The 26,585-nt window shown below is 67.6% G+C and carries 28 protein-coding genes; 11 read left to right on the forward strand and 17 right to left on the reverse strand.

All coding sequences use genetic code 11. The annotated features are described in order from the left end of the window. Positions 1-6: 6 nt before the first annotated feature. On the reverse strand, positions 7-1,332 hold the full coding sequence (locus tag D9V36_RS10545; RefSeq protein ID WP_129293538.1) for a ComEC/Rec2 family competence protein: 1,326 nt from the start codon (positions 1,330-1,332) through the stop codon (positions 7-9). 341 nt (positions 1,333-1,673) lie between these two features. Here D9V36_RS10545 and D9V36_RS10550 point away from each other — a divergent pair, with 341 nt between their 5' ends. After that, positions 1,674-2,123, forward strand: a complete 450-nt coding sequence (locus D9V36_RS10550; protein WP_129293539.1) for a hypothetical protein — start codon at positions 1,674-1,676, stop codon at positions 2,121-2,123. Here D9V36_RS10550 and D9V36_RS10555 read toward each other — a convergent pair. Continuing rightward, on the reverse strand, positions 2,107-2,454 hold the full coding sequence (locus D9V36_RS10555; protein ID WP_129293540.1) for a transposase: 348 nt from the start codon (positions 2,452-2,454) through the stop codon (positions 2,107-2,109). The two genes, D9V36_RS10550 and D9V36_RS10555, sit on opposite strands and share 17 nt — an antisense overlap. A gap of 152 nt (positions 2,455-2,606) precedes the next feature. Here D9V36_RS10555 and D9V36_RS10560 point away from each other — a divergent pair, with 152 nt between their 5' ends. Next, positions 2,607-2,963 carry a VOC family protein gene (locus D9V36_RS10560; RefSeq protein ID WP_129293541.1) on the forward strand — a complete coding sequence of 119 codons (357 nt, stop codon included), beginning with the start codon at positions 2,607-2,609 and terminating at the stop codon, positions 2,961-2,963. Between the two features lie 211 nt (positions 2,964-3,174). On the opposite strand, the gene D9V36_RS10565 is transcribed toward D9V36_RS10560, so the two are convergent. Beyond that, the gene (locus tag D9V36_RS10565; RefSeq protein WP_129293542.1) at positions 3,175-3,636 is read right to left on the reverse strand and encodes a nucleoside 2-deoxyribosyltransferase domain-containing protein; all 462 of its coding nucleotides are present in this window, start codon (positions 3,634-3,636) and stop codon (positions 3,175-3,177) included. Then, positions 3,636-4,127, reverse strand: a complete 492-nt coding sequence (locus tag D9V36_RS10570; protein WP_129293543.1) for a hypothetical protein — start codon at positions 4,125-4,127, stop codon at positions 3,636-3,638. Before D9V36_RS10570 ends, D9V36_RS10565 begins: the two co-directional genes overlap by 1 nt. A gap of 333 nt (positions 4,128-4,460) precedes the next feature. Here D9V36_RS10570 and D9V36_RS10575 point away from each other — a divergent pair, with 333 nt between their 5' ends. The 3 genes from D9V36_RS10575 (at position 4,461) to D9V36_RS10585 (ending at position 6,154) form a co-directional block, all read left to right on the forward strand. Further along, positions 4,461-5,099, forward strand: coding sequence for a hypothetical protein (locus tag D9V36_RS10575; RefSeq protein ID WP_129293544.1), 639 nt, complete (start codon positions 4,461-4,463; stop codon positions 5,097-5,099). A gap of 141 nt (positions 5,100-5,240) precedes the next feature. Further along, positions 5,241-5,855 carry a 2'-5' RNA ligase family protein gene (locus tag D9V36_RS10580; RefSeq protein ID WP_129293545.1) on the forward strand — a complete coding sequence of 205 codons (615 nt, stop codon included), beginning with the start codon at positions 5,241-5,243 and terminating at the stop codon, positions 5,853-5,855. Beyond that, the gene (locus D9V36_RS10585) at positions 5,852-6,154 is read left to right on the forward strand and encodes a hypothetical protein (protein WP_129293546.1); all 303 of its coding nucleotides are present in this window, start codon (positions 5,852-5,854) and stop codon (positions 6,152-6,154) included. The genes D9V36_RS10580 and D9V36_RS10585 overlap by 4 nt, the downstream gene beginning before the upstream one ends. 54 nt (positions 6,155-6,208) lie before the next feature. Here D9V36_RS10585 and D9V36_RS10590 read toward each other — a convergent pair whose 3' ends face one another. The 6 genes from D9V36_RS10590 to D9V36_RS10615 form a co-directional block, all read right to left on the reverse strand. Continuing rightward, positions 6,209-6,685, reverse strand: coding sequence for a hypothetical protein (locus D9V36_RS10590; protein WP_129293547.1), 477 nt, complete (start codon positions 6,683-6,685; stop codon positions 6,209-6,211). 73 nt (positions 6,686-6,758) lie between these two features. Then, the gene (locus tag D9V36_RS10595) at positions 6,759-7,370 is read right to left on the reverse strand and encodes a 2'-5' RNA ligase family protein (protein WP_129293548.1); all 612 of its coding nucleotides are present in this window, start codon (positions 7,368-7,370) and stop codon (positions 6,759-6,761) included. Between the two features lie 243 nt (positions 7,371-7,613). Further along, positions 7,614-8,048 (reverse strand): NUDIX hydrolase, encoded by a 435-nt coding sequence (locus D9V36_RS10600; protein ID WP_129293549.1) that lies wholly within the window; start codon positions 8,046-8,048, stop codon positions 7,614-7,616. A 34-nt stretch (positions 8,049-8,082) separates the two neighbouring features. Continuing rightward, on the reverse strand, positions 8,083-8,874 hold the full coding sequence (locus D9V36_RS10605) for an SDR family NAD(P)-dependent oxidoreductase (RefSeq protein ID WP_129293550.1): 792 nt from the start codon (positions 8,872-8,874) through the stop codon (positions 8,083-8,085). Beyond that, positions 8,871-9,971 carry a hypothetical protein gene (locus D9V36_RS10610; RefSeq protein WP_129293551.1) on the reverse strand — a complete coding sequence of 367 codons (1,101 nt, stop codon included), beginning with the start codon at positions 9,969-9,971 and terminating at the stop codon, positions 8,871-8,873. Before D9V36_RS10610 ends, D9V36_RS10605 begins: the two co-directional genes overlap by 4 nt. Continuing rightward, on the reverse strand, positions 9,968-11,866 hold the full coding sequence (locus D9V36_RS10615) for a nucleotidyltransferase domain-containing protein (protein ID WP_241720800.1): 1,899 nt from the start codon (positions 11,864-11,866) through the stop codon (positions 9,968-9,970). Before D9V36_RS10615 ends, D9V36_RS10610 begins: the two co-directional genes overlap by 4 nt. Before the next feature lie 166 nt (positions 11,867-12,032). On the opposite strand from D9V36_RS10615, the gene D9V36_RS10620 reads away from it, so the two are divergent. Continuing rightward, a complete protein-coding gene (locus tag D9V36_RS10620; RefSeq protein ID WP_241720801.1) occupies positions 12,033-13,352 on the forward strand; it encodes a helix-turn-helix domain-containing protein in 1,320 nt (439 codons plus the stop codon). A gap of 43 nt (positions 13,353-13,395) precedes the next feature. Here D9V36_RS10620 and D9V36_RS10625 read toward each other — a convergent pair whose 3' ends face one another. The 7 genes from D9V36_RS10625 to D9V36_RS10655 form a co-directional block, all read right to left on the reverse strand. Further along, positions 13,396-14,169: a glycosyltransferase family 2 protein gene (locus D9V36_RS10625; protein WP_129293552.1), complete on the reverse strand. Its 774-nt coding sequence runs from the start codon at positions 14,167-14,169 to the stop codon at positions 13,396-13,398. Positions 14,170-14,404: 235 nt separating this feature from the next. Beyond that, a complete protein-coding gene (locus tag D9V36_RS10630; protein WP_129293553.1) occupies positions 14,405-14,812 on the reverse strand; it encodes an acyl-CoA thioesterase in 408 nt (135 codons plus the stop codon). Positions 14,813-14,921: 109 nt separating this feature from the next. Next, complete coding sequence (locus D9V36_RS10635) at positions 14,922-16,286, reverse strand: helix-turn-helix transcriptional regulator (RefSeq protein ID WP_129293554.1); 1,365 nt, start codon at positions 16,284-16,286, stop codon at positions 14,922-14,924. A 628-nt stretch (positions 16,287-16,914) separates the two neighbouring features. Then, positions 16,915-18,321, reverse strand: coding sequence for an amidase family protein (locus D9V36_RS10640; protein ID WP_129293555.1), 1,407 nt, complete (start codon positions 18,319-18,321; stop codon positions 16,915-16,917). Further along, positions 18,318-19,526 carry an MAB_1171c family putative transporter gene (locus tag D9V36_RS10645; RefSeq protein ID WP_129293556.1) on the reverse strand — a complete coding sequence of 403 codons (1,209 nt, stop codon included), beginning with the start codon at positions 19,524-19,526 and terminating at the stop codon, positions 18,318-18,320. The genes D9V36_RS10640 and D9V36_RS10645 overlap by 4 nt, the downstream gene beginning before the upstream one ends. After that, positions 19,523-20,035: an ImmA/IrrE family metallo-endopeptidase gene (locus tag D9V36_RS10650; protein ID WP_241720802.1), complete on the reverse strand. Its 513-nt coding sequence runs from the start codon at positions 20,033-20,035 to the stop codon at positions 19,523-19,525. Before D9V36_RS10650 ends, D9V36_RS10645 begins: the two co-directional genes overlap by 4 nt. A 41-nt stretch (positions 20,036-20,076) precedes the next feature. Continuing rightward, positions 20,077-20,517 (reverse strand): helix-turn-helix domain-containing protein, encoded by a 441-nt coding sequence (locus D9V36_RS10655; RefSeq protein ID WP_241720803.1) that lies wholly within the window; start codon positions 20,515-20,517, stop codon positions 20,077-20,079. A 1,797-nt stretch (positions 20,518-22,314) separates the two neighbouring features. Here D9V36_RS10655 and D9V36_RS10660 point away from each other — a divergent pair. The 5 genes from D9V36_RS10660 to D9V36_RS10680 all read left to right on the forward strand — a co-directional run bounded on the left by D9V36_RS10660 (position 22,315) and on the right by D9V36_RS10680 (position 26,569). Further along, positions 22,315-23,220, forward strand: a complete 906-nt coding sequence (locus tag D9V36_RS10660) for a helix-turn-helix domain-containing protein (RefSeq protein WP_129293557.1) — start codon at positions 22,315-22,317, stop codon at positions 23,218-23,220. Between the two features lie 5 nt (positions 23,221-23,225). After that, the gene (locus D9V36_RS10665; RefSeq protein WP_129293558.1) at positions 23,226-23,915 is read left to right on the forward strand and encodes a zinc finger domain-containing protein; all 690 of its coding nucleotides are present in this window, start codon (positions 23,226-23,228) and stop codon (positions 23,913-23,915) included. Positions 23,916-24,027: 112 nt separating this feature from the next. Beyond that, a complete protein-coding gene (locus tag D9V36_RS10670) occupies positions 24,028-24,660 on the forward strand; it encodes a WhiB family transcriptional regulator (RefSeq protein WP_129293559.1) in 633 nt (210 codons plus the stop codon). After that, a complete protein-coding gene (locus tag D9V36_RS10675) occupies positions 24,657-26,378 on the forward strand; it encodes a hypothetical protein (protein WP_129293560.1) in 1,722 nt (573 codons plus the stop codon). Before D9V36_RS10670 ends, D9V36_RS10675 begins: the two co-directional genes overlap by 4 nt. Next, positions 26,378-26,569 (forward strand): hypothetical protein, encoded by a 192-nt coding sequence (locus tag D9V36_RS10680; protein WP_129293561.1) that lies wholly within the window; start codon positions 26,378-26,380, stop codon positions 26,567-26,569. Before D9V36_RS10675 ends, D9V36_RS10680 begins: the two co-directional genes overlap by 1 nt. The last annotated feature ends 16 nt before the right edge of the window (positions 26,570-26,585 follow it).

The following is a 26,585-nucleotide window of genomic DNA, read 5'->3' on the forward strand; positions in this document are numbered from 1 at the left end:
ACTCCCCTACGCGAATCGGATGTCGTAGGCGCCAGGCGCCGCGTGATCGATAGTCAGGTGCCAGTCCACGCCACGCCACGCGGTCAGGTTCGCGGTCTCCACCGGTTCCGGGGGAACGACCCCCGGGTCCGCGGGGTCACCAGTGATCGGCCCGCCGGCCGGGAATCCGGGGACGGCGAACGTACTGAAGACGCCCTCTTTGGTGGGCTGATACCAGATCTTCCACGGCTTGCGGCCGGTGTTGTTCTGGAAGCCGTACCCCCACCAGCCACCGCTGCTGACCCTCGGCAGCGGGATGCCGTGCCGGGCGCGGACGCCGCGCCAGTAGGGCAGGACGCGCAGCTGGATGTTCGTCGCGTTGCACGTGCCTGCGCCACCACGGAACGCGAGCATGCCGGTGCTGATGAACAGGCCGTCCGGACGCAGATGCTCCAGCCACGCGTCGCAGGTCGAGGACCCGCTGCCGTGATGACCCATCTTGAGCCACAGGTTGCTCTCCCGGCGAAACTCGCCGGTCCGGTCAAGACCGATCAGCACGTGCTCGTTGACCTCTTCGGCGTCGGCCATGAACAGCACCTTCTGGCGCTTTCCCGCATCACCCGGATCGGGCTCACCGAGGAGGAGCAGGACCAGGCTGCTCTGGTTGGCGATCCGCTCCTTGGACGTCGCCTCGTAATCATCGGCATCCCAACTGCTCCCGCCCGACATCCTGTCCATGCCGGGGCCGAACCACCCACCACCCAGCAGGTAGAGATTCGAGTCAATGCCCTCCCGCCGGCCCTCCAGCAGCGGCTGCGGGGTGGTCGGGACGAACGTCTGCTGCGGCCACGTCTCCACGCCGAAGCCATCGGCGTTGGCCAGCCGATCCGGATCCGTCAGCAGGTCACGGATGAAAGTCTGCCCAGCCTCGCGATAGTCACCGGGTTCCAGGGTGTACAGGACCTTGCGCAAGGTGTAGCGCAACTCGCCGTCGTTATTGAGCAGCACATCCTGGAGCAGGTTGAAATGGTCCTTGTCCGGATGCGTGATCACCAGGTAGTCGAGGGCCCTCGGCGTGCGCAGCCGGGTCAGGTAGCCGTCAAGCTTGGTGCGCAGATGGGCGAGCATGCGCGCTTTCGCATCGCCGTCGGCGCCAGGTCCGGTCGGGTTCCTCGACGGGGCCGTCGCCGCCGCGGAACCGCAGTCGATGAGTACCGCGTGCGTTCCGGTCCCGGTCGCGGGATCCGTACCACGGTCGTAGAACCACAGCAGAGTGCAATCACCCTGCCCGACATTGAAGAACACCACTTCGACTGGCACGCCGCCTCCGTCAACCAGAACCGAGTCCGCCATGTCCGCAACTCTGCGTGACACGATCCTGACAGTCGTGACAGAGCCGCCGGGGGACTTCCCGGACCCATGGCCAGTTCCGTGCCCGTATGGCCCAATATCGCCGTCCCACGCGAAGACCCTGGATCGCCGAGCCGGTGACCCTGCCGCCGGCAAACCAACGACCAGCTCAAAGCAAGCAAGTCCTGCTCCACCCCGGGGCCGATCAGTCTTCGTGAGCACCGGTCCAGATCGCACTTGTCGCCACGACAAGGGATCCGCGCAGGTCAGACGGCCATTCCGCCCGCCGTGAGCGCAGCGTGAGTGCGAGCCCTCACCGCCGCACACTGACCACCATCATGGGCATGGCAATCCACACAACCCTCATTGGGGGTGATCACCATGCGCTCCGCAGCCCACACCGGGCACGTCCTCCGCTGGTGCGGCTGCCGCGACCACAACGGCAAACAGCTCGGAGCTGCCCCAAACTCGCCACCGACCCCGATCACGGCACCTGGACCTTCTCCCTCGACCTCCCCTCCCCCGACAGGCATCGCAACATCGTCCGCCGCGGCGGCTACCCCACCGCCGAGGCTGCTCGAGCCGCCCTGCGCCGGATGATCGAAGCGCAGGTCGCTGGCTTCACCACCGACCCCAACCAGACCGTCGCCGACTACCTCGCCACCTGGCTCAAGGACAAGAAACTCACCCTCAAGCCCACCACCTCGGCTGGTCGACTCTTCTGTGGCCATCTCGCTGGGGAGCCGCTACTTCCGACTCAGGACCGGACGGCGGGGGTCACCCATGCTGCTTGAGAAGGTCATCGATCCAGGCGCGAGTAGCAACGAGACCCACTTCGACCTCCCAATTGGCAGGTCGATGCGGGTGCTTGGGAAAGGTGAGAGCGGCCCGGTATCCGGTAGTACCGAGCGTGGGCTGTACACGCACAATGGGCTGGGCCTGGCAGCGGGCATGCCGCTCTGCCCCGCACAACGCCTGCCGATCCGGCACGCTCGGCCGTCCCTCGACCAGCTTCGGCCCCGGTTTGGGCAGCAACGGCTCCATCAACGCCCACAGTTCATCCGACACGATCCACGGCCGCGACTGACGTTTCCCCACGACCAGACCAACGAGCGGATAGGTCAACAGTCACATGATCAACCACTTCTGTTAGGAGCTCTTAGGGGTCGCCTCAGCCCCGGCGACCGCTCGTCTTCGCTTGCCCGACCGTCCCACAGCAGCCCACCGTGCAGTTGAGAACCGCCTGCACGGTGCCGAGCAATGCCCACGGAGGCACCATGTTCGAAGGAATCCGCACCGTCATGATCTTCTCCGAGGACCCCGAGAAGTCTGCCCGATGGTGGTCCCACGTCCTCGGCACCCTCGTACACCGCGACATCGCCGGAACCAACGTGTACACCTGGCTCGACGTCGCCGGCATCGAGATGGGCTTCCACATGCTCGACGAGCAGCGCAACAAGCGCGGCGGCAGCCCCGTGCCGTACTGGTCCGTCGACTCCCTCGAAACCGCACGCGAGATGCTGCTCGGCGCCGGGTGCATTCATCACCGCGGGCCTCTCGACGTCGGGGACGGCCGTAAGATCGCACAGATCGTCGACCCGTTCGGCAACATCATCGGAATCGACGGCTACTGAGAAACCAGGCGCCCTTGGCCCTACGCCCCAGACCATTCGGTGAAACGCGCACAGCAGGCCGCCGAGGCCGGGCCAGGATCGGTAGGAGCCAGGCACCTGTCGTATCCACGAGCCTGTCGCCGCCACGGGCCCGTTGCGCCCCGGGGCGTCGCTCTTCTTGGCCGAGAGCGCACCCCGGCCGGCCTCGCCCTTCGCAGAAGCCATCCCGTGCTCATCGTGCGGTCCGTATGGCGGTGCGGCACGACGCGATGGTGTCAGCAAACGTGGCATGGACGTGGAGCCCCGGACACGCGTGTTCGAGCTGGGCCACCACGTTCGTGCGTCGTACGTATCCGAGATCTGCTCCCACGATCAGGTCCGTGGCCTGGCTGGCTGCCGCCATGCCCAGTTCGTACAGGGCGATGGGCTGGTGGCTGCTCGGCGAGTCGGGGAACCAGAACATGACGAGGTCCGCGCGGCGCAGATGGCTGTACTCCCACGCGACTTGGGCGGCTTCCGCGTTCGGGGCGTGCACGGGGAAGTGGTTGCGGCGCGGGTTGAACACCGTGACATCGAGGTCGTCCAGCGCTGCCGTCGTGGTCTTCTGCCAGTCGGGGCAGTCACTGATGCCCCCGGCGAGGAACAGGCAGAGGCCGGGACCGGTGAATTCCTCGGGTGCCTCGACGTACCGCATCAGGCGGCCCTACACCCGGATGTAATGTCGCTGCCGCAGAAGTTGGCCAGCTCCGACTGGAGCTTGCGCAGTGCCTCGGTGGCCGGGCCGACAGCAGCTTGGGCATCGTCGAACCTGGGCCAGGCGCGTACTGCATCGGCGAGCGCGTATTGCCGGGACATCTCGCTTTCGGCGTCCGCGGCAGCAGGGTCAAGGCGGGAGCGCTCGTTGCAGTAGTCGATCCAGGACGGACGCATATTCACGAGCCTGGTGACCGCCAGTGCGGCTTCGAGCAGCGTCGGGACGAACGGCCGGTCGCGATTGATGCCGCTGGCCAGCTCACGCAGGGCCGCGATCACCGCCTCGCTGTCATACACCGCCTCCCCTACAAGGGAGTCCGGGTCCACCCCGGCGTCGGCGCCGAACGGCGTCCGGGTCGCCACGGCGAATTGCGCACGCCACGCCAGCTGCCGCTCATGCCGCAATGCCTTCTTGTTGAGCCAGTCAGGCATACGTCCCCCTCAAGCCGTGCTCGTCCTGCACACTTGTTTATCGGAACTCCAGTACCTGTCACAACGGGATCCAGCCGATAACCGGTTCCGGTCCCCGTGGGGACGGCTGCCAGCGACGTCGGCTCGGCGGCAGCGCGCGACCCAAGCCGCGGGGCACCTCCGGCGCGACATCGTGGCGCAGCCGCACCCTGTGAGGCCACACCCTGGGCCCGCACTCCAGCAGGCGGCGCCGCCCCCGATCACCGGGCCGGGCCCTTGGTTCTCGGCGAAGCCGATGGGAAGCTGGTCGCGAGAAGCAGGACAGACCGGGGAAACCCAACAGGGGGCTGCACCATGACCGACACGCGCGTGGACACGGTGGTGCTGCAGCACGCACAGCGGTACATGGAGCGGCACGGCCGGCACCCGTATACCGACTGCTGGCCCTGGGCCGAGGCCGCGCTGGCGTGGTCGAGGGCCCACGAACAGCACCTCGGGTGGAGCCTGCCCCGCTCCGGACTCCACGACGGGGACATCGAGCACGTTTCCGCAGCCATCGCCGAGACGCTGCGCCTGAGCATGGCGCGCCACGATCGCACCCCGGGTGACCTGGACCTCCACGGGGCCTCCTCCGAGCTGTTCATCTGGGCCACGAAGGGCAGTCGCTATCCCGTGGCGGGGAGTGCGGGCTGGCCCGAGCCCACCGGGCCACACCTCGCCGCCTGGCGGGCGGCATTCAGTGATCCCGAGCGGGCAGAGCGGCTTGCGTCGGGCACGCAGGACGTGCTGAGAGGGCTGCTGTTCCACACCGCCAAGACGCCGCAGCACTGTGATGCGCTCGACTACCGCCTGCGCACCTACGACTGCTCGTACGTAGCGCTCGCCGACGCCGCACCGGTCATCGGCATCACCGGTCCAGTCGAGGTCAAGGACCCGCTCAGCTACCAGACCATCACCGGCCTGACGGCTGTGCCCCTGCCCGCGGCGGCCTGACACACGAAGGCTCGGAACATCCGCCGAGTGGAACCACCGCGACCGGCTTCCACGGCATGCGCCATCCTCCTCCGGCCCGGACGCCGGAATGTGGCAGGCTCCTCTGCCGGCGGTCAACACCAAGGATCTGGGGGACATCCAGTGGAAAGCTTCTTCGAGCGGGTGCGGCGCGTCTGGCCAGAGGGCCGTCGTGACCTGCACTGGCACATTTTGCCTACCCTCGACGAGGCCAACGCCCTCGCGGCACCGTACACCGGGCGGTTCGTCCGGCCCGGCCTGCAGGGCGTACCGGTACAGGGCATGCACTGCACCCTCCTGCACGCCGTCGGACTCGCACATGGCGACGTAGACCTGGACGGGCTCCTCACGGATGTCGGGGCCTACGCACAGACGGTGCGCCCCTTCACCCTTACCTTCGATCGGCCGGCCGTCGGCAACGTGGCCGTAGAGATCAACGGTTGGCCACGATCCCCGTTCGCAGAGATCGTGGAGCACCTCACCCAGGCCATGACGCGCAGTGGGGCCGCCTTCACGGCCGCGCCGAGCCGGTACCCCCACATGTCTCTTGCGTACACCTCTGACGGCGCCGAGAGCATCCAGGCGGTCAACCTCAAGGAGGCGCTGGCGGGCATCGACCGCCCCCTGTCCGGAACCATCCTCGCAGACCGACTCCACCTCGTTGAGCAATGGCACGACGGAGCGCAGATCATGTGGGAGCCGATCACCGAAGTCCCCCTCGCGGGGGTGAAGGCATGACCGACTTCCCCGGACCCCGCCCTGTAGTCGGAGACGCTGTCGCGATCACCACCGGCAGCTCCTCGGTAACGATCAACGGAACGATCACGTCCCAAGGCATCCTGCGCGATGGCTGCGGGTTTGTGGAGCTCACGCTGCCCGACGCCGACCCGCAGCAGAGGCGCGACCTGGAGTGGAGCAAGCAGTTCCAGTACGACCTCTTCCTCAGAGGTGCCCTGCTCTACTCGTCCCCTCACCTGAAAGTCCGAGGGTGCCGACGGGATGGTGACGGGGCGCTGATCGTCACTGGATCGCCATGACTCGCCTGCGGGCCTATCACCAGGCATAGACCTTCCTGGCTTCGAAGGCCGGCTTCAAAAGACCAGTGCCACGTGGCCGCTGAGCACGTAGTGGATGGCGGTGAGGCCGTATCCGTGGCGCGCAAGCGAGTCGTCCCAGGAACGGTCTTCGGGGTCATGTTCGAGACGGAGTCGTCGCCAGCGGGCGGAGACAGGGTCGGTCGTGCAGTCGACGTCGTGCCCCAGGTTCTCCAGATGGGCCTCCCACCGCCGCACGGTGTCGAGGACGGTCTCCCCGGGGCGCTGGTCCATGAGGTCGTCGATGGCCTGCCTGGGCACAGCGGCGGCTTCGATGCGCTGCTCTCGGGCCGTGATGTAGAGGGCGGTTGCGAGCGCGGAGATCCCGTCCTCCTGTGTGCCGTCGCTGTCGTGGTCGCTGAAGCGGTCGGGACGGAGGCCGATCAGCTCACGAGTGCGTTCCCACGCCTGCGACCACTCGGCCGGGCCGCCCAAGCCCTGCCACGTCCGCGACTGCTCGATGATCGTCGTCATGCTGGCTTCCTTCCCTGGGGTGTTGTAAGGCGAACGTTCTGGTGGCCTGGTTGCGTTCTCGACCACCCGTCCTCTATGCGAATGGAAACTCTTCCACAACCTCCCACGTGTAATACCCCGCTGCCGGGTCCTGCCGCTGGTTGACAAGGTGAACGCGATCGATGGTGACGTCGACCCGCTCGGGCCTGAGATCGCGAAGTCCTCGGTTCAGGGGCCCGTCGTCGAATTCGCCATTCCGCACGTAGGCCAACGTCGAATGGGCCCAGAATTTCGCTGCCCCTGGGCGCAGTGCAATTCCGGGCACCGCTTCGACGGCTGCCCGGACACGCTCGTTGAGATCGGCCACGCCGGTCTCCGGGTACATGGCCACGGTCACTCCCGTGACACCCGGCCAGGTCGGACCCATCTGCACGGTGAAGGGACGCATCCTCGCGACTTCCCGGCGGGTGGTCTCAATTAGCTGCTCGGTCTGCTCGGCAGACGTAGGGGTGTAGATCCCCTGGACCGTGCAGTGAAGCCATTCCTCGGGCACAACACCCAGGTGGTCATCGAACCTGCTGAAGAGGTCGCGGTGAGCACGCGCGTAGGCGCGGTAGTCCTCATGGTGGTTAAGAAGAACGAGGAAATGGAGGAAAGGACCAAAGGCCCAACTGCTTTGACGCTCAGGGCTAAAGAAGGTCTCCACACCCACCCCTCTACCATCTGGGACACAACCTTCCGACCCACGCTACCCGGCACCGGTCGGCCGAGAGGCATGTGCCCGGCAGAGAGTTCGCCGCCCGGCGGTTCACCGTGAAGAGCGGCGATCGCCGTCGTCGACGAGGACCTGGAGGATGCCTCCGCGGGCGAGCACGACGTTAGGCCGCTCCTCGGACGTCTTGCCCAGCGCCCTACCTCTGTGCCAGGGCGAACCGCGGACATCCCGTGACTACACCGTGGCGTGCAGCTCGCCACGTTCAAGTGCCTCGCGCAGCACGTTGGAGATCTCCTCAGGCAGCAGATTCACGCTGGCGAGAGCCTCGGTGGTGAGGGGGATCTCGTCGAGGAGGTATTCACCGCGGTCGTCCCGCTGGAACTCGGGTCCGGTCCTGTCGTCGAAGTTCCACTTCCTGATGTGGGCGAGGTAGAAGAATTCGGTTTCGCCCTGGGCGTTCTCGATTTGGTGGAGCAGGCGAGTGATCTTGGCTTCGCCGGCGATCTCTTCGCGGACCTCGCGCAGGAGTGCGTCCTCGCGGCTGGCGTCGGTGTCCTCGACGCCGCCCCCGATGATCACCCAGTACGGGGCGATGCCGGGGCGGACACGCCTCATCAGGAGCAAGGTGTTATCCGGGGTGATCAGGATGGCGCGGACGCGCTGCTTCATCGGGTGGTCTCCTTCGGGTTTGGTGGTGCGGTGGTCAGTGGAGCAGCCAGCCGCCGTCGATGTGCAACGACTGGCCTGTGATGAACGATGCGGCCGGGGCAGCGAGGAAGGCGATGGCGGCGGCGACGTCGTCGGGCTGGCCTCGGCGGGGGACGCACTGGCGGGCGATCTGGTCTTCGGGGCGTGCGCGGTGGTGAGCGGGCAGGGTGTTCTCGGCGTCGACCTGGATGGCTCCCGGCAGGACAGTGTTCACGCAGATGCCGTGGGGACCAAGTTCCCTGGCCAGGGACCGAGTGAGTCCAAGCAGACCGGCTTTGGCGGTGCTGTAGGCGGTCAGTCCGGGGCGTCCTGCGCGGGCGTTGACGCTGGAGACGTTGATGATGCGGCCCCACTGGCGGTCGATCATCGCTGGGGTGACGGCGTGGCTCATCCGGTAGTGGAGGGTGAGGTTGACGTCGAGCGCGTGGGTCCAGGCAATCTCGTCGGTCTCGTGCCAGGTCATGCGCGGGTAGGCGCCGGCGTTGTTGACCAGGATGTCCACCGGGCCCACCTCACTGACTATCTGGCGGACCATCAGGTCGACGGCGTCTGGGTCGGTGAGGTCGGCGTTCACCTCGATTCCGTCCGTGCCGAGTCGGCGTACCTCTTCGAGTGCGGTGCGGGCCTGGTCGATCTGGGCGTAGTGGCCGATGGCGATGGTGGCGCCGGCGCTGGCGAGGGCTCGGGCGGTGGCCGCGCCGATCCCGGTCGCGGCGCCGGTGATGAGAGCGACGCGGCCCTGCAGGGGGCGGGCGACCAGGGGCGGGGCGAGGAGGGGCGTGGTCACGGGCTCTCCATGGTCACGAGGTCGGCGTGTGTGAACGGGGTGGGGTCTGTCAGGTTCTGGACCTGGGCGAGTTTGACCAGCAGGAGGAGGAGGTCGGCGGGGCTGAGCAGGTGGGGCGCGATGACGCCGAGGATGCGGAGGGTGAGGTAGGGGCCGAGGGCGTGCAGTTGCCTGCCATGGGGCAGGCCGGCGGCGTCGCCGAGGTCTGTGGTGATGCGGGCGAGGAGTCGGGTGAGGGCGGTGCGGCGGCCGGGCCCGGTGAACCAGGTGTGGTGCAGGTCCAATCGGCGGTGCCGGGTGGACAGTTCGGCGTGCTCGATGGTGGGGGTGGCAGCCGGGGGCAGGTGGAGGGGCAGGGTCCGGTGGTAGACGTCGCGCTGGTAGGTGGGTACGAGCCAGCCGCCGAGGGCGAGGAGGTACCACAGGAGGTTGGCGATCTCACCGGCGAGGGTGTTGCGTCCGGCGTACTCGAAGTCGAGCCAGCATGCGCCCGTGGCGCTGGCGGCGATGTTGGGCTCCGTCGGGTCGCCTTGGGTGAGGGCGGACGTCCACTGGCCGTCGGCGTGAAGCGCGCTGCGAGCGGCGTGGATCGCGGCGGGGACGTCCAGAAGGAGTGGGGTGTCGTTGACGGTGGCGGTGTAGCCGGTGAGCGCTCGGAGGGGAGTTGGCTCGCCGGTGTGCGTGTCGGTGACGGTGAGGTTTGGGTCCTGGTACCAGGTGTCGAGCCGACCGCCGGGGCGGATGCGGTCGGCGTAGAGGCCGGGCACGCAGGCCGACAGGGCCGTGGTGCGGCCGGACTTCGTAGCTGCGGCGACAAGGTCGTCGCATACCGCGTCGATCAGGCCGGCGACCTCGCCGGTGGGGGCGTGACCGTGGTCGGCGAGGGCGATGACGTCGCCCAGCAAGAGTCGGCAGCGGCCGGAGGCGAAGACGTTCTCGTAGGTGATGACGTCGGTGTCGCCATCGAGCCCGGTGCGTTGGAGGAGAGCGGGGACCTCGAAATGGCCGGCGATCTGGCGCCAGCCCAGTTCTTCGGATTGCGCCCTAGCAGTGGGAAGGGTCTTGCGGAAGGGCCCTGGGACGGTCGCGGTGTTCATGCGGCCGCCGCAGTTGCCGGCATGGTGGCCATCCAGTGGTCGAGGACGAGCTGGGCGAGGTCCTGGGCGGCGGCCCGTTCGGTGCGGGCCCTGAGCACCAGACCGTCGTCCGGCTCATCCCCTGCGCGCACGAGGGTGTCCAGGGCGTCGGTGTCCGTGGCCTGCTCGGTGCCCTCGAAGCGGAGGACCACCTTGGCCAGCAGAGCGGACACCTTGAAAAGAACGCGCAGGTCCGGGGAACCCTTGAGGAGCTGGCGGCGGATCTCGACGGCTGCCTGCACTCCGGCTTCCAGGCTCGCGGCGACGTCGTCGGCGAGCGGCGGGGCGGGGATCGTCAGGCCCGGCCGGGCCCACAGCGGGAGCAGCGAGCCGGTGCCGAGGAGAGTCATCACGTGCAGGAGACGCGAGGTGACCGCGCCGGCGCGGCACTCGGCCTGGCTCAGGACGGTCAGTCCGAGTTTGACCTCGCCCAGATCGCTCTGTGTTTCGGTGAGGGCCTGGCGCAGTTCGGTGGTGCGGTCGGGCTCGGCGATGACGAAGATATCCAGGTCGCTCCAGCCGTGCTGGTACTTGCCGCAGGCGCCACTTCCGGTGACGGCGAGCAGGTCGATCAGCGGCTCGGGCCGGTGCGTGGTGCGCTGCAGCAGGGTGGTCAGGAACCGCTCCAGCGCGACGGGCAGTCCGAGGGCATTGACGGGGGTAGTGGCCGGGGTGATGGCGGGCCAGGCGGCATCCAAGGCGATCCCGTCGAGCTGGCGTTCCAGTGCCAGACGGGTGCTGTTGTTGTCGACCACGGTGTCGGCGATCGAGGCGATCTCGTCTGCGCCGCGGGATGTCTTCACCGTGTCCCGGAGGGTCACGTCGGCGGGGCCGGCCGTCCCGCGACGGGCTCGCAGCTCGGCCGCGGTGTGGATGTAGGCGACCGACAGCTGGTCGCCGAGCATCCGGCGCAGCTCGGCGGTGACGTCGAGCTCGTGAAGGGATTCCAGGGTGATGCGGTCAAGGAAGTGGTGCGCGGTGGCGTAGCGGTCCAAGCCGTCCAGGAGGAGTTCGGCGCGGACGACCGGAGCGAGGGCGTACGGGTCGTCGATGCCGGCGCGGTGAGCTGCCTCGTCGATCAGGTAGCCGATCTTGAGACGGGCGTGGCCGTGTCGGGTGCGCAGGTACTCCCCCGCGGTGCTCTTGCCGCTCTCGGACATCCCGCCCAGCGCCACGACGCGGACGCCGGGCAGGCATCCGGCCGGTACAAGTGCGGTGTGCGGGTGCAGGAGGACGCGTAGGTCGTGCTGGACCGCGACGACGGAGCGGTTGTCGACGACGAGGACCCCGTCGAAGCGGTCCTCGTCGACCAGGCGGTGGATTTGGTGGTGCAGGTGGCGCTGGTAGTCGGCGTAGGTGGGGGTCACGCTCGTCTCATGGGACAGGGCGCGGGCGGTGCCGATCGCCGGGTCCTCGTGGTGCAGCAGGACGATCCCGTGCTCGCCGGCCTCGGCGGCCTTCAGGTCCTGGGCATACCGTTCCAGTAAGCCGCGTGCTCTGTCGGCGGCCTGCTCGGGGGTCAGGTCCTCGCGGACCGCGGCGGTCGCGGCAACGGACGCCTCCAGCATTGGCAGGCCCCGATCCATCAACCGCAGCCCTGCCCCGGCACCCGGGCGGTTGGAGCGCTGGAGGTAGGAGGCGGCCAGGACGTCGGCGACCTCCTGCATCGGCCCGGTCTGGAACCACCAGGCGGTCATGTCCTTCTTGATCTCCTCCCACCGGGCATCGTGCGCATCCAGCGGCCCGGTCGCCACAGCAGCGGGACCGATTCGACGCGCGAGGATCCCAAGCTGCTTGGTCTTGCCGGTGTTGTCCGCGCCGCTCAGCGCGAGGGTGGTCACCGCATCGTCGCCCATGCCGGGCCTCCGATCCTGGTCTGGGTCTGCCCGGAACCGACTGGACCGGGGAAGGTGAGTACACCCAAATCCACCTCCTGGAACCAGTGTTCGAGAGTCATGCGTGGGTCATGCGACTGGTGGCGTTCCGGTCCCCACACAGGGCTTCGGATGCTGAGATGGACGGGTGGACACGCTCCCCAAGCACCCGCTCGCTATCGCCCGTGACCTTTTCGGCCTGTCCCAGAGCGATCTCGCCGAGGAGATCAAGCAGGCGGCGCGCCGCCACGACCGCAGGGCCGGCACGACCAAGCAGCAGGTGTCCGTGTGGGAGCGCCCCGGAGGCCGAGCGCCCGATGCCTGGTACCAGCAGCTGATCGGCGAGGTCTTCAAGGTCGATCACGATCGCGTGGCCGCGCTGGGCTGGCCGTACTGGCTGCCCGGGCAGGACGCGCCCGTTGACCTGGGCACAGGGGATACGGTCGCCGCACTCAGAAAGGCCCAACGCCAAGCCATGCTCAACCGCCGCACCCTCCTCGGACTTGCGCCAGCTGCTCTCACGACCCTCGCGCAGCAGTGGGCCACCCTCGATCCCGCTCTTGCTGCGTCGGCCGCCGACGGCCAGGCCGTCGCCCCAGAGTTCGTGACCTATCTGGAGAGCAGTGTCAAGCGCCTCGCGGGCATGGCCACCGCGGACCGCCAGCACAGCGCCCAGATCCTCGACAGCTACTACGACACCGTCATCGGGCTACTGGAAAAGTGCCGCTACGCCCTGGCCACCGAAGAGCGCCTCTACGCGCTGGCCTCCTCCCTCGCCCAGACCATCGGCTGGCACCGCTTCGACCACGAAAATCACACCGCCGCCGGCCACTACTGGAGCGCGGCCCTCCACGCCGCCCACCACGTAGGCGACCGCGACCGCGGAGCGGGCATCCTCTCCGACCTCGCCTACCAGAGCATCTGGCTCGGCCAGGCAGGCACCGCCATCGGCGTCCTCGATCACGCCCTGTCCCGCACCCAGGACGCCACCGCGCGCTCCCTGCTCCACCTCCGCAAAGCCCGGGCCCTGGCCATGACCGGAGATGCCCGCGCCTGCCGCCGCGACCTCGACGCCGCCGAACACTCCCTCAACACCGCCACCGCCGCACCCCCGGCATGGTGCTCCTGGATGAGCCCCGCCGACCTCGCGGTCGACTCCGGCCGCTGCCTCATCGACCTCGGAGAAACCGGCCCCGCCCTGCATCAGATCACCCAGGGAGTAGCCCTCCTGCCCACCGCCCGGGACAAAACCCGCGCAGTCTTCCTCGCCTACGAAGCCGAAAGCCTTCTACGCCAGGGAGAGATCGACCACAGCACCGCAACCGCGCACGAAGCCCTCGTCCTCGCCCAGCGGATCGGCGCCTCCCGCTGCCTCCGCCAGATCAGCGACCTCGCACGCGGCTACGAGCCACACCTGAAAGTGCAGGGAGTTCAACATTTCCTCCACACCGTAGGGACATCGGCATAGCGGGCACGATCACGCACCGGGCTCCCGAGGCCCGTGCACGGAGTTAGATGCGCGAGTTGCGCAACGACTGCCACACAGCGCCGGCCAGCGCCCGCGTAGCCCGCGGGACCGACAGATGCTCGTGCTCGCGGTACAGCGACCAGTTGTACTTGACCAAGGACATCTTGTTGGAGGACAGCGATCCCGCCTGATGGGCCCGATACACGGCAAGCGGCTCGGCCAGGCCGCGGGCGTCAGCGCCGTCCCGCATGATCGACAGCCACAGCGCGTAGTCCTGTCGCTTACGCATCTCCGGCATCAGCCTCGTGCCCAGGACATTGCGGTCGTACATGGCGGTGAGAGCACCGATGTGGTCCCGGACCAGCATCGCGCGGTAGTCCACGTGCGCCCGCGCACGGACCACCCGCCCGTTCGGGACCCAGTCAGTGCTCTCACCGGCATAGTCGGCGTCCATCTTGAAGTACGAGGTGAACGTCAGCGGCGCATCGCCTTCCGTGGCGAAGGCGAGCTGCTTCTCGGTCTTCTCTGGCAGCCACATGTCGTCGGAGTCGAGGAAGGCCACGTAGTCTCCGCGGGCCCGCTCGATCGCCAGGTTACGGGCCCGGCCCGCACCGCATCGCTCGGGCGCCGTCTCCGGCAGGACGCGTTCGTCCTGCTCTGCGAACTCGCGGAGCAGATCCATGGAGCCATCGGAGGATTGATCGTCGGTGACCAGCAGCTCAAGGTCGCTGTGGGTCTGCGTCAGTACCGACCGGACCGCTGCGCTCAGGGTCGCCGCCGAGTTGTACACGGGCATCACGACAGACACCAGGGGCACAGCACTTCTCCTTGCCAGACCAGGAACGACAGTCCATTCAAACACCGCAATCGAGTAGGAGCTGCCATGCAGATAGTCGTCGCAGGTCAGGGCCAGGCCGAGAAGAGGATGTCGCGCTAACCGTGCCGCCGCCGAAGCTAACTTTCGATCGCCAGGCCAGGGCGTAGTTGCTGGCGGGGAAGGATTTCGACACTCTGGGGCGAGAGACGTTACGGCCACTCGCCGTACGGCCGGTTCAGCGACTGATGTAGCGAGCGACAAAAGCCCGTTCAACATCCGAGAGACGCCGCGGAGAACTGGAGTCCAGGTTATACGCGACGATCTTGGTGGTGGCTTCGACGTACAGCCGCTCGGAATCTCTGATCTCATAGGCGAGTTCAAAGGTGGCGGCGGAAGCCTTCGTGACCCAGACATGCACATCAACGGGTTCGGCGCTGTAGTGCAGTGGGGCGCGGTAGTCGATGGTGGTTCGGCTCACGACGAAGGCATTCTGACGGCGCTCTCCCTCGCTAGCGGCAACGACTTCCTGGAACATACGCGTGCGGGCTTCCTCCATGTAGCCGAGGAATTGCGCATTGTTGACGTGACCGTAGGCATCAGCGTCACTCCATCGCAGCGGACAGGCATAGGTGTACTGGTACACAGGATCGGGTCTTTCTACAGAGTTCAGATTGAGAGGGCAGGCCATAACACATCAGGTCGATCGACTCAGTGCCGATAAGCATGCTTTCCCGGCCCGGCCTTTACTGGGCTCACGAAACAAGTTCGGATTGGACTTCGCGGGCTATGTCGCGGGAAGCACTCAGGGCCGGTTTGGGGCCGGTCAGGTCTCGCTGGATTTCACGCAAAAGGCTTTGCTGCTGGTCGAGTTCACTGATTAGCTGTTGGACTCGGTCGGCGGCAGCCTCGGGGGCGACTGGCAAGGCAATCCGTGTGAGTCTCTTCAACTCGGCTCGTACGTCACCGTGAATGGCGGCAGGCGGCACGCGGGCGATCAGTGTGGACGGAGAAACTTGCGAGACGCCCCATTCACCTGGTGCTTCCTCAACTGCCCAGACCACATTGCGATTCAATGGGGATAGCGTCAGCTGGGAGGCTGGCCCAACGAGCCGACTGAGCGCCGGCAGGGGAATTCCGTCCTTGCCAGCCTTGGCCGCGGCCTGCTCGGCGCTGTCGACCACCAGACGCGCGGTGCGCAGGTCCATGTCGCGGAGGCGATCAGCTTCAGCGATGCGTGCCTTGGCACGACTGCGTTCATGAGCCGTATTGTGCGTTTCCTCTGCCCATGCGTTGCGTGTGCCGCCCAACGCATCCTGGTGGGCGTCCGGTTCCGCCTCCACCCAGGTCATCACGACGAAGCGGCAGTCGGGCATGACGGCCGGGTATGCCACGTGGCTGACGATCTCGATCGTCTTCCAGCCGAGGGTGGGGACGCTGGCGAGGAAGACGTGGCCGTCGCGGTGCTCTACGAGATCGGCGTCGGCGTCCCAGATTTTCTGGATCTCGGAATTTTTCTTGACGTCCGCGATCAGTTCCTGAAGATCGGCGTCGCCGCCGTGGGTGGTCAGCGCGAATCGGAGCATCCGGACGAAGACCGCGGCGTGTTTGTGCCAGTCGTGGTAGGTGGCACGCCCTTCCGGAGTGGTCAGCGCCCATCGGATGATGTTGGCCCGAGGTTCCATGACCCACGGCCACAGCTCGGCCATGGCGCGGTTGTAGGCAATGATGTTCCAGTTGCGGTCGGACAGGTAGGTCGGCGAAGGCATCTGCCGGTCTATGAGCAGCCGCAGGGCCGCCCCGACCTCGGGCCGGCCATCGGCTGTCGACGACGCACGCAAGTAGGTGCCCACGTTGTAGAGCAGCAGGGCGTGGCGTTCGTCGGCGTCCAGCTTCAGCAGGTCCGCCAAGGCATCACACTGGGGTTGCGAGAACTTCGGGGTCGCGCCCCGCTCGATATTGCGGTACGTACGCTCACCGATTCCCAGGGCACGCGCCAAGGGCTTCTGGTTGACGCCGGCGGCCTTCCGCCACTGCTTCAGCATCCCACCAAATCCGATGTACTGTCCGGCTACTCCCTTCGCAGCCGCGTCACCGTCGGCCCGCCGCGTCGCGGCCATCAGCCTCTCCCTGTCAATGCGTTGGCGTGACAGGAGACACTTACTTTTGGGCATGCACAAAGAGGGGCGGCGCTATCGCCGCCCCCCGCCCTTAACGTCTCCCCACCTAAAACCATACGCGGCATTTGGACGATCTTGACCACGTGTGGCGGCAACCACATACCAACCAGAATGTGACTGCCGAGTATTACCCCCGGGACAGTCACACCTCAGATCATCCGCGAACCGGGCATCCCTCCCTCGCACTTACGCCTGATATGCGAAACCGGCAAGTTTTTACCGACCCCCCGGCCGGTATAGACTAGCGACGCAATCGCCTCTTTCGTTCTGCCGGAATGCCACGTCTCCCTAATTCGAGCGGGAGTTGGACGCTGAATGCCACCCAGGCGGGTCATCTGCATCCTTTGACGGAGCTTCTCGGCGTTGGAGCAACTCCTTATGGCCAACCGAGCCAACAGAGCGTTGCGGCATCTGGCGCATCGCCTGGAGATCGTTTTCGCGCCCACAGTCCAACTCGGGTTCTCCATGCCGCACCGCTGCAATCAGCCGTCGGCTGGCGTTCGCGCCGTTGCGGATGACGCGCGAGGCACATAGGCCACTTCTCGGGTGGACGGTGTCTCAGGTGCTGTCACCGAAGCAGCGGTGCACACTCCTCCGCCAGGGCAAGCAGGAAACGGTCTGCGTTGGGTGGGCCGATGATCTGCACGGCGATGGGCAGCCCGTCCTCTGTTGTGGCCACGGGCACGACGAGGCTCGGTAGTCCGATGTGGCTGGTGAGGTTGGCCCATCCGGTCTGGTCGAAGAAGTTGCGCTGGTGGCCGTCGATCGCGAGCGAGCGGCTGTCCGCGGGGATTGCAGAAGTGGGAGCGGCTGGCGTGATGAGGACGTCGTACTCCGTGAAGAAGCGCTGCCAGGTCCTCCGGAGCGTGGCGCGTTCTTCGTTCGCGCGGAGCCAGGTGCGGTGGGTCTGGGTCCGGTGGCGGAGGAACGCCGCACGGGGGCTGGTGTCGCCGTCCTGTAGCTCTTGTGCGGCGGCGAGTTCTTCGGTGGCGGCTTGGTCGTCGGCGGTAGCTGTCGCGGTGGCGTGCAGGAGCTGCTCGAACAGACGGGTGGAGTCGCCGAAGCTTACGGGGCCCGCGGTGTGGCTGACCACGGCGCCAGCGCCGGAGAACGCCTCCTTGACAAGGGTGAGCACCTGGGTGGTCTTGCTGTCGACAGGGCAGCTCGGGTCTTCGGGCCACATGGCGATGCGCACCTGCTCGACGCGTTTGCTCGGCGTCGGCAGATCTAGGCGCCAGGGGCTGTTCTCGGTCGGTGCCTGGGTGGTCAGCGCGGTGAGCATCAGGTCGAGGTCTCGGGGGTGGCGGGCCAGGGGGCCGGGGGTGACCATGTCGCTGGTGGTCAGCCAGCCTGGTGGTCGGGGGATGTGGCCGCGGGCCGGGACGATTCCGTGCGTGGGCCGCAGGCCGTACACCCCGCAGTAGTGGGCTGGCAGTCGGAGCGAGCCGGCGAGGTCACTTCCGAGGTCGGCGGGTGTGAGGTGGGCGGCGACTGCTGCTGCGGGTCCGCCGGAGGAGCCGCCGACCGTGCGGGTCGGGTCGTGCGGGTTGAGGGTGGGGCCGAAGAGCGTGTTGTTGGTGTGGAGGTCCTGGCAGTAGGTGGGGAGGTTGGTCTTCCCCATGATCACGGCGCCCTGGTGGCGGAGCCGTGCGACCGCGTCTGCATCCCGTTCTGGGACGTGGAGCTTCAGGTCCTCCGAGCCGCTTGTGGTACGCAGGCCGGCCGTTTCGAAGCTGTCCTTGATCGTGAGGGGTAGGCCATCGAGGACTCCGGTGTTTTCCCCGCGAGCCCGCCGTTCGTCAGCGGCGCGGGCGGCTTTCTGGGCCGCTTCGTCATCCCGGGTGACGACGGCGTTGATGGGGCTGGCGTCAATTCGGTCGAGGTGGAGGTCGAGCAGCTCACGGCTGGAGATCTCGTGACGGTCCAGAGCGCGGAGCTGGACGTGCGCGGGCTGGCGGGAGAGGTCGGTTGTCATGCGGAGGCTCGCTCAGAGTGCGGGGTGCGGGAAGGTTCGGGTGGCAGGTGGCGGGCGACGGCGAGGAGAGCCTCGACATCGTCCATCGGTCGGCTGGTCTGGCGATCGGCGTCGGCGAAGTCGGTGAGCTGGTCGGGCTCTGGGCGGATGCCTTCGGCCCGGGCTGCGATGCCGGCCAGGATTTGGTCGGCCGTCACGGCGGCGTTCAGGTCCTGGCCCCGGAGTCCTCTCGCCCTGTGGTGGGCCTCGCTGCACTCGCGGACTCCGGCATCGAGGTGCTGGCGGATCACGAAGCGGCCGTCGCGGATTTCGACGAACCGCCGGTAGAGCTTGATCGCGATGCCGCGGAAGCGCCGGCGCTGAGCGGGGTCGACGCGGTCGATCGGCAGGGCGATCTCGGGCGCTGAGCTGTAGAAGGCCAGCCACAGTGGTCGAAGGCCGTGATAGCTGCGGTGCTGCTTGATCCGGTACCGGACGCGCTCAGCCTGGTCGTTGAGCGTGGGCACCAACCATCCGATGAGGGTGAGCATGGCGCCGACGTCACCGCAGGTCCACGCACAGCTCTCCCACTCCGCCAGGGATGCGCCAAAGGCGCTGGCGATGACGTCGCCGATGCGGACAGCGCTGTATCCGAGGGTGACGGTGGCCCCGAGGGCGACGATGCGCAGACCGACGCGGACGGACCCGCGGGCGCTGCGGCGGGCCAGGCGCCAGCAGGCGCGGGCGAGGGACAGCTCCCCGATGGTGTAGGCGGTGACGTACAGGGTGAGGTACGCGGCGTACCAGTCGTCGTGCGCGTAGTAGAGCGTGAAATCGATCGGCCTCGGCGCGCTGGGCGTCAGCATGGCGAAGAGCACCAGCAGCGCCGCGAATACCGCGAGGCCGGCGCCGAGCCATGTCCGTGCCTTCCTGCGGGCGATGTCGGGGGGCGAGCCCCAGTAGGTGAGGACGACCTGCTGGCAGGCCAGTAGCGCCACTACGCACCCCTGCGCCAGGGGAACGGCCAGGTTCACAGTGCCCAGGGCGCGGTCGAGGTACTGCCACATCGGTGTGACAGAGAACAGGAAGGACAGGCCGGAAAGCATGAACACAGCGGCCAGGGCCGTGGAAGCGGGGTCGCGGCGCCGGGCGGGGATGTCCCGCAAGAGGGACAGGAGCCCTATGGCGGCGACGACGATGCTGATGGGGTGGAGCAGGTCCTTCACCGTCGGGCCTCCCGCCGGCGCAGCAGCGTGTGTGTGACCCGATCCTGGACATCGTCTCCGGAGGACTCATCGCTGCACAGCCAGCGGTCGATGATCTTGCGTTGGAGGAGCGAGGCCAGCGCCTCGGTATCGCGCTCCTCCACCTCGTCGTACTGGGTGCGCCCGAGCATCATCTGCACGACGGCCGGGTCCATGGTGGTGATGAGGCTTGGCGCCAGGGCGGACAGCGGGCGGGTTTCATGATGTCCGAGCAGCAGGTGACCGAACTCGTGGGCAATGATGTGATCTTGGTGCGTGGGGCTGGTTCGGGGGTCATAGAACACATAGGCATGGCTCTCGGTGATGGCGCACGCCCCGCAAAGTGATGAAGCCTGCTCCCTGGGCTCCAGCACCACGGTCCGGCCCGTTCGGCGGGAAACCTCGCCACGGAGGTCACGGACGCTCGTGACGCGAGGGAGATTCAGCTCGGCCAGCAGATCGCCCTGCCGCCGGCTACGTACAAACCACATCGCCATTCCTTGATCATTGCTTTTCCTGCAGCCGCATCCGGCTAGCCGGAGGGCGGGAGTCCCTCCATTTTTCTCACACCGTCCACCAGCCCCAGGACAGCGTCCTTCCCGTCGGCCGAGACATCCGACAGGCGCATAAGGACGTTCTTGATCCGCGAGTCCCGGATCAATTGCAGCAACTCCAGTTCCTGCGCCGTCGCTTCTGCCACTTCATCGTCGAACCAATAGGCGGCAGGCACACCGAAAAAGGCGGCGAGCGCTTCGAGGTGACGCTTCGTCGGATTGTCTCGCCTCCCGGTGCGCAGCATCCACAGATACGTACCGGTGATCTTTGCGAGCCCTCGCGCCTCCATCAGCGCAGCCACTTCGGTATTACTGTACGGGCCGCGGTCGGCTGGGTGCACCACGTCAAACAGGCGATTGAGCCGGTCACTAAGCGTCTCCGCCCGGCGACTCATCGCCCCCTCTGTCGAATCCTTCATGATCCTTTCCTAACCGGAGATCCACCATGGTTCAACCACTGTACGCCGTCATTAACACCAGTTGACGCGTAGATCCTGGATATGGAAAGTTCTTCCTCGCCGGAACGTTCCCGTGTGGCGCATGCCGCCCTTCGGGGCGACCTGCCCGCCTTCACCCGCCCAGGGATAATCGGCGATGTGGCATAAGCCATATTCCCCGAGCGGTACAGGTCGCATCTGGCGATCCAGACTTATTTGATCTTCGACCGGAAAGCGCGAGGGGGCGGCAGTGGGCGCACCAAATCCGCTTCGCTGCGCCGTTGTGAGGAATTCCAGCAACCCGCTTCATTTCGGACAGCCCGGCATGCATCGCGCATTCTGGGCTGCCGTGGCAACTGACCGGCCGGAGCTTCGCGCGCAGCCCACATGGCCGCCCCCGAGAAAACACGGGAACCGCTCGCATCATCACTCTCTGCAGCTGGGGCGGGAGTTACGAGCCGTATCTGGATCTTGATGCGGGTGCGCGTGCACGTTCGTCGTCGCAGCTCAGGGCAGTCAGCCCGGCACCGCGAGCGGCAGGGAGTGACGTACAGAACACGCAGACGACCGGACCCCGGCAAGACCCGCAAAGAGCGACGGCGCCCATGGAGCCGCTAACTCCTGGACGCCGACCACCTGATGGCACTCCTGCCCCGGCAAGGGCAGCGATTACCCACCTTCACCGCGCCGGCCCTTTCCACGGGGCACACCGGCGCAGACTCACTACCCAGGAGAGTTTGGCATGTCGACTGCCATGCGCGAAAGGCCGAAAGCTCCGGCCGGCGCGGCAGCCCGCCCCCTCGCTACCGCTACACCCCACAGACACCCCCGGCGGGGCTTCAGCTCGACTACTGGGGCACCCCCGGTGAACCTCGAAGCCCGCAAATGGGCATGGGGCCACGGCAGGAGCAAGGGGCATCGCCCTGACCACCGAGCGCCGCGTCGATGGCCACTTCAACCATGAACCGGACATCTCACCCCCGCCCGTGCACCTGCTCCGCGAAAACGGCAAATGTTTGCCGATTTTGGCGACCAGCCCCTGATGCCGGTCTAGACCAGTCATTCGATCACCCCTTTCGCGCCGCCGAGATTCCCCATCTCCGCTAATCCTCAAGGGGGTTGCATGCCGCAAACCCATCCTGGCGGGCCCTCTTAGGCTCGCGACCTATGCAGCCAAAACGGGCATACGGTCAGCTTTGACGGAGCTTCCAGGCGTTGGCTTAAATCCTTATGGCCAGCCGGTCCAACAACCTTGACCACACGATAAAGAGGGGCGCCATGAAGATCACTTCTGAGTGCGGCGGGGTGATCATCCCGCTGCGCGCGGCTTGCCCCGCCGTCTCGATTTTGCAGGCACAGGCGCCGTCACCTTCCCGCGCGAATTGTAGAGATTCCTTTAGCAAGGTCTGGATCTTGCCGCAGGGCGTGCGTATGTTCGTCGTCCCTCGCCGGGCACCCCGCTCGGCGGCAGACGGCATGAGGAGCCATATGCAGAACGCGTGATGCAGCAGGGCGGCATAGCCCCGAAAACAGCGACGGCGCCCATGGAGCCGCTAACTCCTGGACGCCGACCGCCTGATGGCACTCCTGCCCCGGCAAGGGCAGCGATTACCCACCTTCACCGCCACCGGCCCTTTCCACGGGGCACACCGGATGCGGGTTTCACTACGTAGGAGAGTGTTACATGCCGCCTGCCCTGCGCAAAAGGCCGGTTTCACCGGCCAGCGCGGCAGCCACCTTCGCTTGCCCGGACGGGCGCCGTGATACGGCGGTGTCCCGATGAGCGTGGACGCCCGCGAGTGGGTGTGGGAGAACAGCGCCAGCCGCGGGAACGCCCGCTTGGTCCTGCTGTCGCTGGCTGACCGGGTACCCGACGACCAGTGCGTCGCCTGGGCATCCCTGACCTCTCTGATGCGGCGGACGAACGCCAGCCGCAACGCCGTGCGCGCCGCCATCACCGCGCTGTCCGATGCCGGTGAGCTGGAGGTGCTCGACGACTACGAGGGCCCGCAGCACAGCACGGTCTACCGGCTGCCGCGCACAGCTGCCTGGCTCGCCAAGGTCGCGTCCGTCAGGAATGACGACGCTGACGCCTACGTCGAGCCTCTGGCAGACGCCGACTCGGTGCCCGAGGTGGAGGGCGAGCGGCTCCGGAAGCACAGCATCTGGCCGAAGGCGGGGGCGGAATCCGACCCCCATCGTCAGGATCTGCCCCGGTCGGAATCTGCACCCCCTCGTCAGAACCTGACCGCTCCCCGGGGCAGTATCCGACCCCCCTCCGGGGCAGAACCTGACCCCCAGAACCGTAGTGAACCGAAGGTGAACCGTAAGTACAGCAGCAGTAGTGCTGCCGGCCTCACCTCCGCTACGGACTGGCAGGTCGACGACACGAGCCTGTCCTGGGCCCAGCAGCAGGGCCACATCACACGCCTCGGCGAGGACGGCCTGCAGGCCGCCGACGCGAAGTGGCGCCACCACCGCAGCGCCTGGAGCCCGCGCTCCGCCGCAGCCTGGGCTGCCGACTGGCGGTCCTGGATCGCCCGCGAGCACAGTCCCACACCCCAGCGCCCGAACCTCTACGCCCTGCCCGGCAGCACACCCGCGCCGCAGGCCGGTATGACCCGCGCCGACGCGCACATGGCCGCCCTACTCGCCGCCGTCGACGAACCGACTGGAACGGAGTAACTACCTTGCACCGCCGCGAAGTTGCTGCCGTCATCACCTACGTCGGCCGCCTGGACCCGCGCCTCATCCGCACCAACGCGGGCGAAGCCCGCGACCAGCTCAACACATGGCATGAGCTGCTCGACGACGTCCCGATGACCACCGGCCAGGGCTGGGACGTGCGCGAGATCGCCCGCAAGCGCATCGTGAGTTCCCCGTACCCGATACTGCCCGCCGACGTGGCCCGCGAATGGTACGCGCACCGCCGCGACCGTCTGGCCCGGCACACCGACCCGACCCCAATGGCCGACCCGGACAACCCGCAAGCCTGGCGAGCCGAGCTGCTGGCGGCGCGCGATGCCGTGGCTGCCGGACAGGCCGCTCCCGCGGCACACCGCGGGATCACCGCAGGGCGGCACGAGCGAGGGCTCAAGGGCCAGTCGGCCGCCGTCGACGCCTACATACCGGCCGCCGTACGCGCCGATCTGGCCCCGTACCGCCCGGCCCGCGCAGCCCGAGAGGCCGCCATCGCTGCCGGCGGCCCCGACGTCCTCGGAGTGCCGTGCGAGTGGTGTCATGCCGCCGAGGGCGAGCCCTGCCGCCGCCGGCGCATCACCCTCGACGGCGCCGCCAGGGGCAACGCACCACGCGCCACAGCCCACCCCTGCCGCATCGACCGCGCCTTGGCCGCGCGGCCCAAGGCGTCCGTCGCCTGACCGCAGCCCCGCTTCTCCACAGAAACGTTCCGCCTTGCGTACGGCCGACGCCGTACCCGAGCCCGCCTCGCGGCGCACCGCCGCGCCCACGAGGCGACCTCCGGAGACCGACATGCGCCACATCACCACCAACGACACGCCTCCCCCCACCCTCCGGGGCATCGCCGACCATAGCTGGCAGGCCCGCAGCGAGTGCCACAACATGCCGCCCGAGGACATCGACGAGCTGTTCTTCCACACAGCCCGCAACCGCGCAGCCATCGACGAAGCCAAGTCGATCTGCGCCCGGTGCCCGGTGAAGAAGGCGTGCTTCGACTACGCCCTCGACAACGAACTCCGCCACGGCATGTGGGGCGGGCTCACCGAGGACGAGCGACGCCCCTGGCACGCCAAGGTCAACAAGCGCCTGGACTACAGCCGCGTCAAGGCAGCCTTCGAAGGCCGCGACATCCACCTCAGCGACGCCGAGCGCGAGGCCGTCACCCGCCACGCCTACGTCCGCGGCTGGAGCCCCGAGCGCCTCGCCTACGCACTGCGGCTCAATCTCGAATGGGCACAGGACCTGATGCGCAACGCCGCCCACGCCGTTGCCGATCGCGACCGCTACTGGGAGCGGCCCGACGAGACCGAGCCGACCGACGACGAGACCGCCGAGGACGAGGACGAGGACATCGTCTCGCCGGTGCAGGTCCCCCGCCAGGCGCACACCCACTCCCTGATCGCCGCTCTCCGAAAGGCCGCATGACTCACCCCATCGCCATGTCACTCCCCTTCGGCATCGACCCCGTCTACGCGGTCGCAGCCATCGGGGTGTTCGCCCTGGTGCTGGCCGGTTGGTCGATCCGACGCAACCGGACCCGGGCAGGCGTCCTGCGCGCTGGCACCCCCACGGTCTGGGTCGCGGCTCTCGCCGCGCTCGCCTGCACGGCGTACAGCGCCGAGACCAGCTGGTCTTTCGCCGCTGACTTCCTCGGCATGACCGACACGGTGCAACGGGCCACCTTCTTCTCCACGGCCGAACTGGCACTTTTCGCGAACGCCCTGCTGGCCCGCCAGAATCTGCGGAACCAAGGCGCGCCTGGTGTGCCCGGCACCCTGGTCTGGGTGCTCACCGCGGTGCAGATCATCCCCGCGTTCGCCGAGTCAGGTCCGGTGGGCGGCACTGTGCGAGCCGTCGTCGGACCGGTTATGGCGGCCATGCTCTGGCATGTGGCTATGGGCATCGAGCTGCGGCTGCACAAGCCGGACGCCGCCTCGCAGGGGCTGCTGGCCACGCTGGGACGCGAAGCGCGGGAACGTCTGCTCTCGCGTCTGGGAGTCGCCACGCGGAATCGTGATGCCGCCCAGATCACCAGGGAACGTGCCACCGAACGGGCAGGAGCCCTCGCCTCACGGCTGGCCAAGATGCCCGAGAAGCAGCGGGCGGATCGCCGCGGGCGACGGATCGAGCGGCAGCTTGAGACGGCTCTCGCACGATCCGGTGTCGGCACCGATCCGGCACAGCGCCGTGCGCTGCTGGATCAGCTGGCCGCCCGCCGGCACGCCTCAGCCCTCGCCACCGTGACCCTGCCCTCACCTTGGACCGATCCCGAGTGCGAGCAGGTCGACCACCGTGGTGCCCCGTCCCCTCTCGCTCCGTCCCTAGTGGCTCGGTCGGCGAGCGGGAGGGAGGTGAGCCCGTCCCTGAGCACGGTCCCCGACGCTGGTCCCCAAGGCAACGTGCCGGTCGGGGACGGGGCTGTCGAAGACAGGGCGAAGCCGGGATCAGGGACCGAGTCTGACGGGGACCGTCCCGTCACGGTCCCCAACAGCAACGGGGACGGGGGCGGGGACGGGGAAATCCTCGCCGCCGAAACGGGGACCGAACCGCTTGGGGACCGTCCCCGCACCATCCCCAACAGCAACGGGGACCGAGCCGTCGAGCGAGACGCGCACCTAGCTGACCGGCGCGACGCGGCGACGTCGGGAGACGACATCGCCGCTGCACAGAGGGGCAGCGGCTCGTTCCCGGCAGCCGTCCCCACTGGCAGCTCAAGCTTGGAACACCCGGCCATCGAATCGGGGACCGAGCCCGTTGGGGACCATCCCGTCGCGGTCCCCAACCACAAGGGGGACGGGAAAGTCCTCGCCGCCGAAACGGGGACCGATACCTACGGGGACCGTCCCCACCCCGTCCCCGTACGGCAGAAGCCGAAGGCGAAGGCGCATCGAAGCCGGCCGGGTACCGGGAAGTCCAGGCGCTCGCGGAGGCCGCAGCTGAGCGTCGAGGAGACGGTCGAGCGGGTTCGTCCCCACGTGGCCGAGCTGCTGGAGCGCGACGGAAACGCGTCCATCAACCGTCCCCAGCTGCGGGAGATCCTCCGTGCCCTGAACCTCGGGGGCGGCCGGAACGAGAGCCTGACGCCGGTCCTGGAGCGGCTGCGCGCCGAGGCAGGTACCACCATGACCGGGAGTGCGACGTGATGAAGACCTGCCATCGCTTCACCAGCATCAAGGCCGACTTCGAGCAGGACATCCGCTTCCTGCGCGGTCATGCCGAGCGTCACCAGGGGGCCGCGTCGGCGAAGACCAGCTGGAAGAACGCCGTCTCGGTGAAACGGAACATGGCGCGGGCCCTGAACCGGCACCTTGAGCGCTGCCCCGAGTGCGGCTGACGCCGACAAAGAAGCA

Origin of the sequence: Streptomyces lydicus (assembly GCF_004125265.1) — a bacterium.
Taxonomy (GTDB): domain Bacteria; phylum Actinomycetota; class Actinomycetes; order Streptomycetales; family Streptomycetaceae; genus Streptomyces; species Streptomyces lydicus_C.

Excerpts from the sequence above, each read along its gene's own strand:
- D9V36_RS10565 (WP_129293542.1), bottom strand. The coding sequence starts at position 3,636 with ATGCGGTACGTCGAGGCACCCGAGGAATTCACCGGTCCCGGCCTCTGC.
- D9V36_RS10570 (WP_129293543.1), bottom strand. The coding sequence starts at position 4,127 with ATGCCTGACTGGCTCAACAAGAAGGCATTGCGGCATGAGCGGCAGCTG.
- D9V36_RS10675 (WP_129293560.1), top strand. The coding sequence starts at position 24,657 with ATGACTCACCCCATCGCCATGTCACTCCCCTTCGGCATCGACCCCGTC.
- D9V36_RS10560 (WP_129293541.1), top strand. The coding sequence starts at position 2,607 with ATGTTCGAAGGAATCCGCACCGTCATGATCTTCTCCGAGGACCCCGAG.
- D9V36_RS10545 (WP_129293538.1), bottom strand. The coding sequence starts at position 1,332 with ATGGCGGACTCGGTTCTGGTTGACGGAGGCGGCGTGCCAGTCGAAGTG.
- D9V36_RS10550 (WP_129293539.1), top strand. The coding sequence starts at position 1,674 with ATGGCAATCCACACAACCCTCATTGGGGGTGATCACCATGCGCTCCGC.
- D9V36_RS10635 (WP_129293554.1), bottom strand. The coding sequence starts at position 16,286 with ATGGCCGCGACGCGGCGGGCCGACGGTGACGCGGCTGCGAAGGGAGTA.
- D9V36_RS10660 (WP_129293557.1), top strand. The coding sequence starts at position 22,315 with ATGAGCGTGGACGCCCGCGAGTGGGTGTGGGAGAACAGCGCCAGCCGC.
- D9V36_RS10650 (WP_241720802.1), bottom strand. The coding sequence starts at position 20,035 with ATGTGGTTTGTACGTAGCCGGCGGCAGGGCGATCTGCTGGCCGAGCTG.
- D9V36_RS10610 (WP_129293551.1), bottom strand. The coding sequence starts at position 9,971 with ATGAACACCGCGACCGTCCCAGGGCCCTTCCGCAAGACCCTTCCCACT.
- D9V36_RS10670 (WP_129293559.1), top strand. The coding sequence starts at position 24,028 with ATGCGCCACATCACCACCAACGACACGCCTCCCCCCACCCTCCGGGGC.
- D9V36_RS10615 (WP_241720800.1), bottom strand. The coding sequence starts at position 11,866 with ATGGGCGACGATGCGGTGACCACCCTCGCGCTGAGCGGCGCGGACAAC.
- D9V36_RS10680 (WP_129293561.1), top strand. The coding sequence starts at position 26,378 with ATGAAGACCTGCCATCGCTTCACCAGCATCAAGGCCGACTTCGAGCAG.
- D9V36_RS10590 (WP_129293547.1), bottom strand. The coding sequence starts at position 6,685 with ATGACGACGATCATCGAGCAGTCGCGGACGTGGCAGGGCTTGGGCGGC.
- D9V36_RS10655 (WP_241720803.1), bottom strand. The coding sequence starts at position 20,517 with ATGAAGGATTCGACAGAGGGGGCGATGAGTCGCCGGGCGGAGACGCTT.
- D9V36_RS10640 (WP_129293555.1), bottom strand. The coding sequence starts at position 18,321 with ATGACAACCGACCTCTCCCGCCAGCCCGCGCACGTCCAGCTCCGCGCT.
- D9V36_RS10585 (WP_129293546.1), top strand. The coding sequence starts at position 5,852 with ATGACCGACTTCCCCGGACCCCGCCCTGTAGTCGGAGACGCTGTCGCG.
- D9V36_RS10575 (WP_129293544.1), top strand. The coding sequence starts at position 4,461 with ATGACCGACACGCGCGTGGACACGGTGGTGCTGCAGCACGCACAGCGG.
- D9V36_RS10600 (WP_129293549.1), bottom strand. The coding sequence starts at position 8,048 with ATGAAGCAGCGCGTCCGCGCCATCCTGATCACCCCGGATAACACCTTG.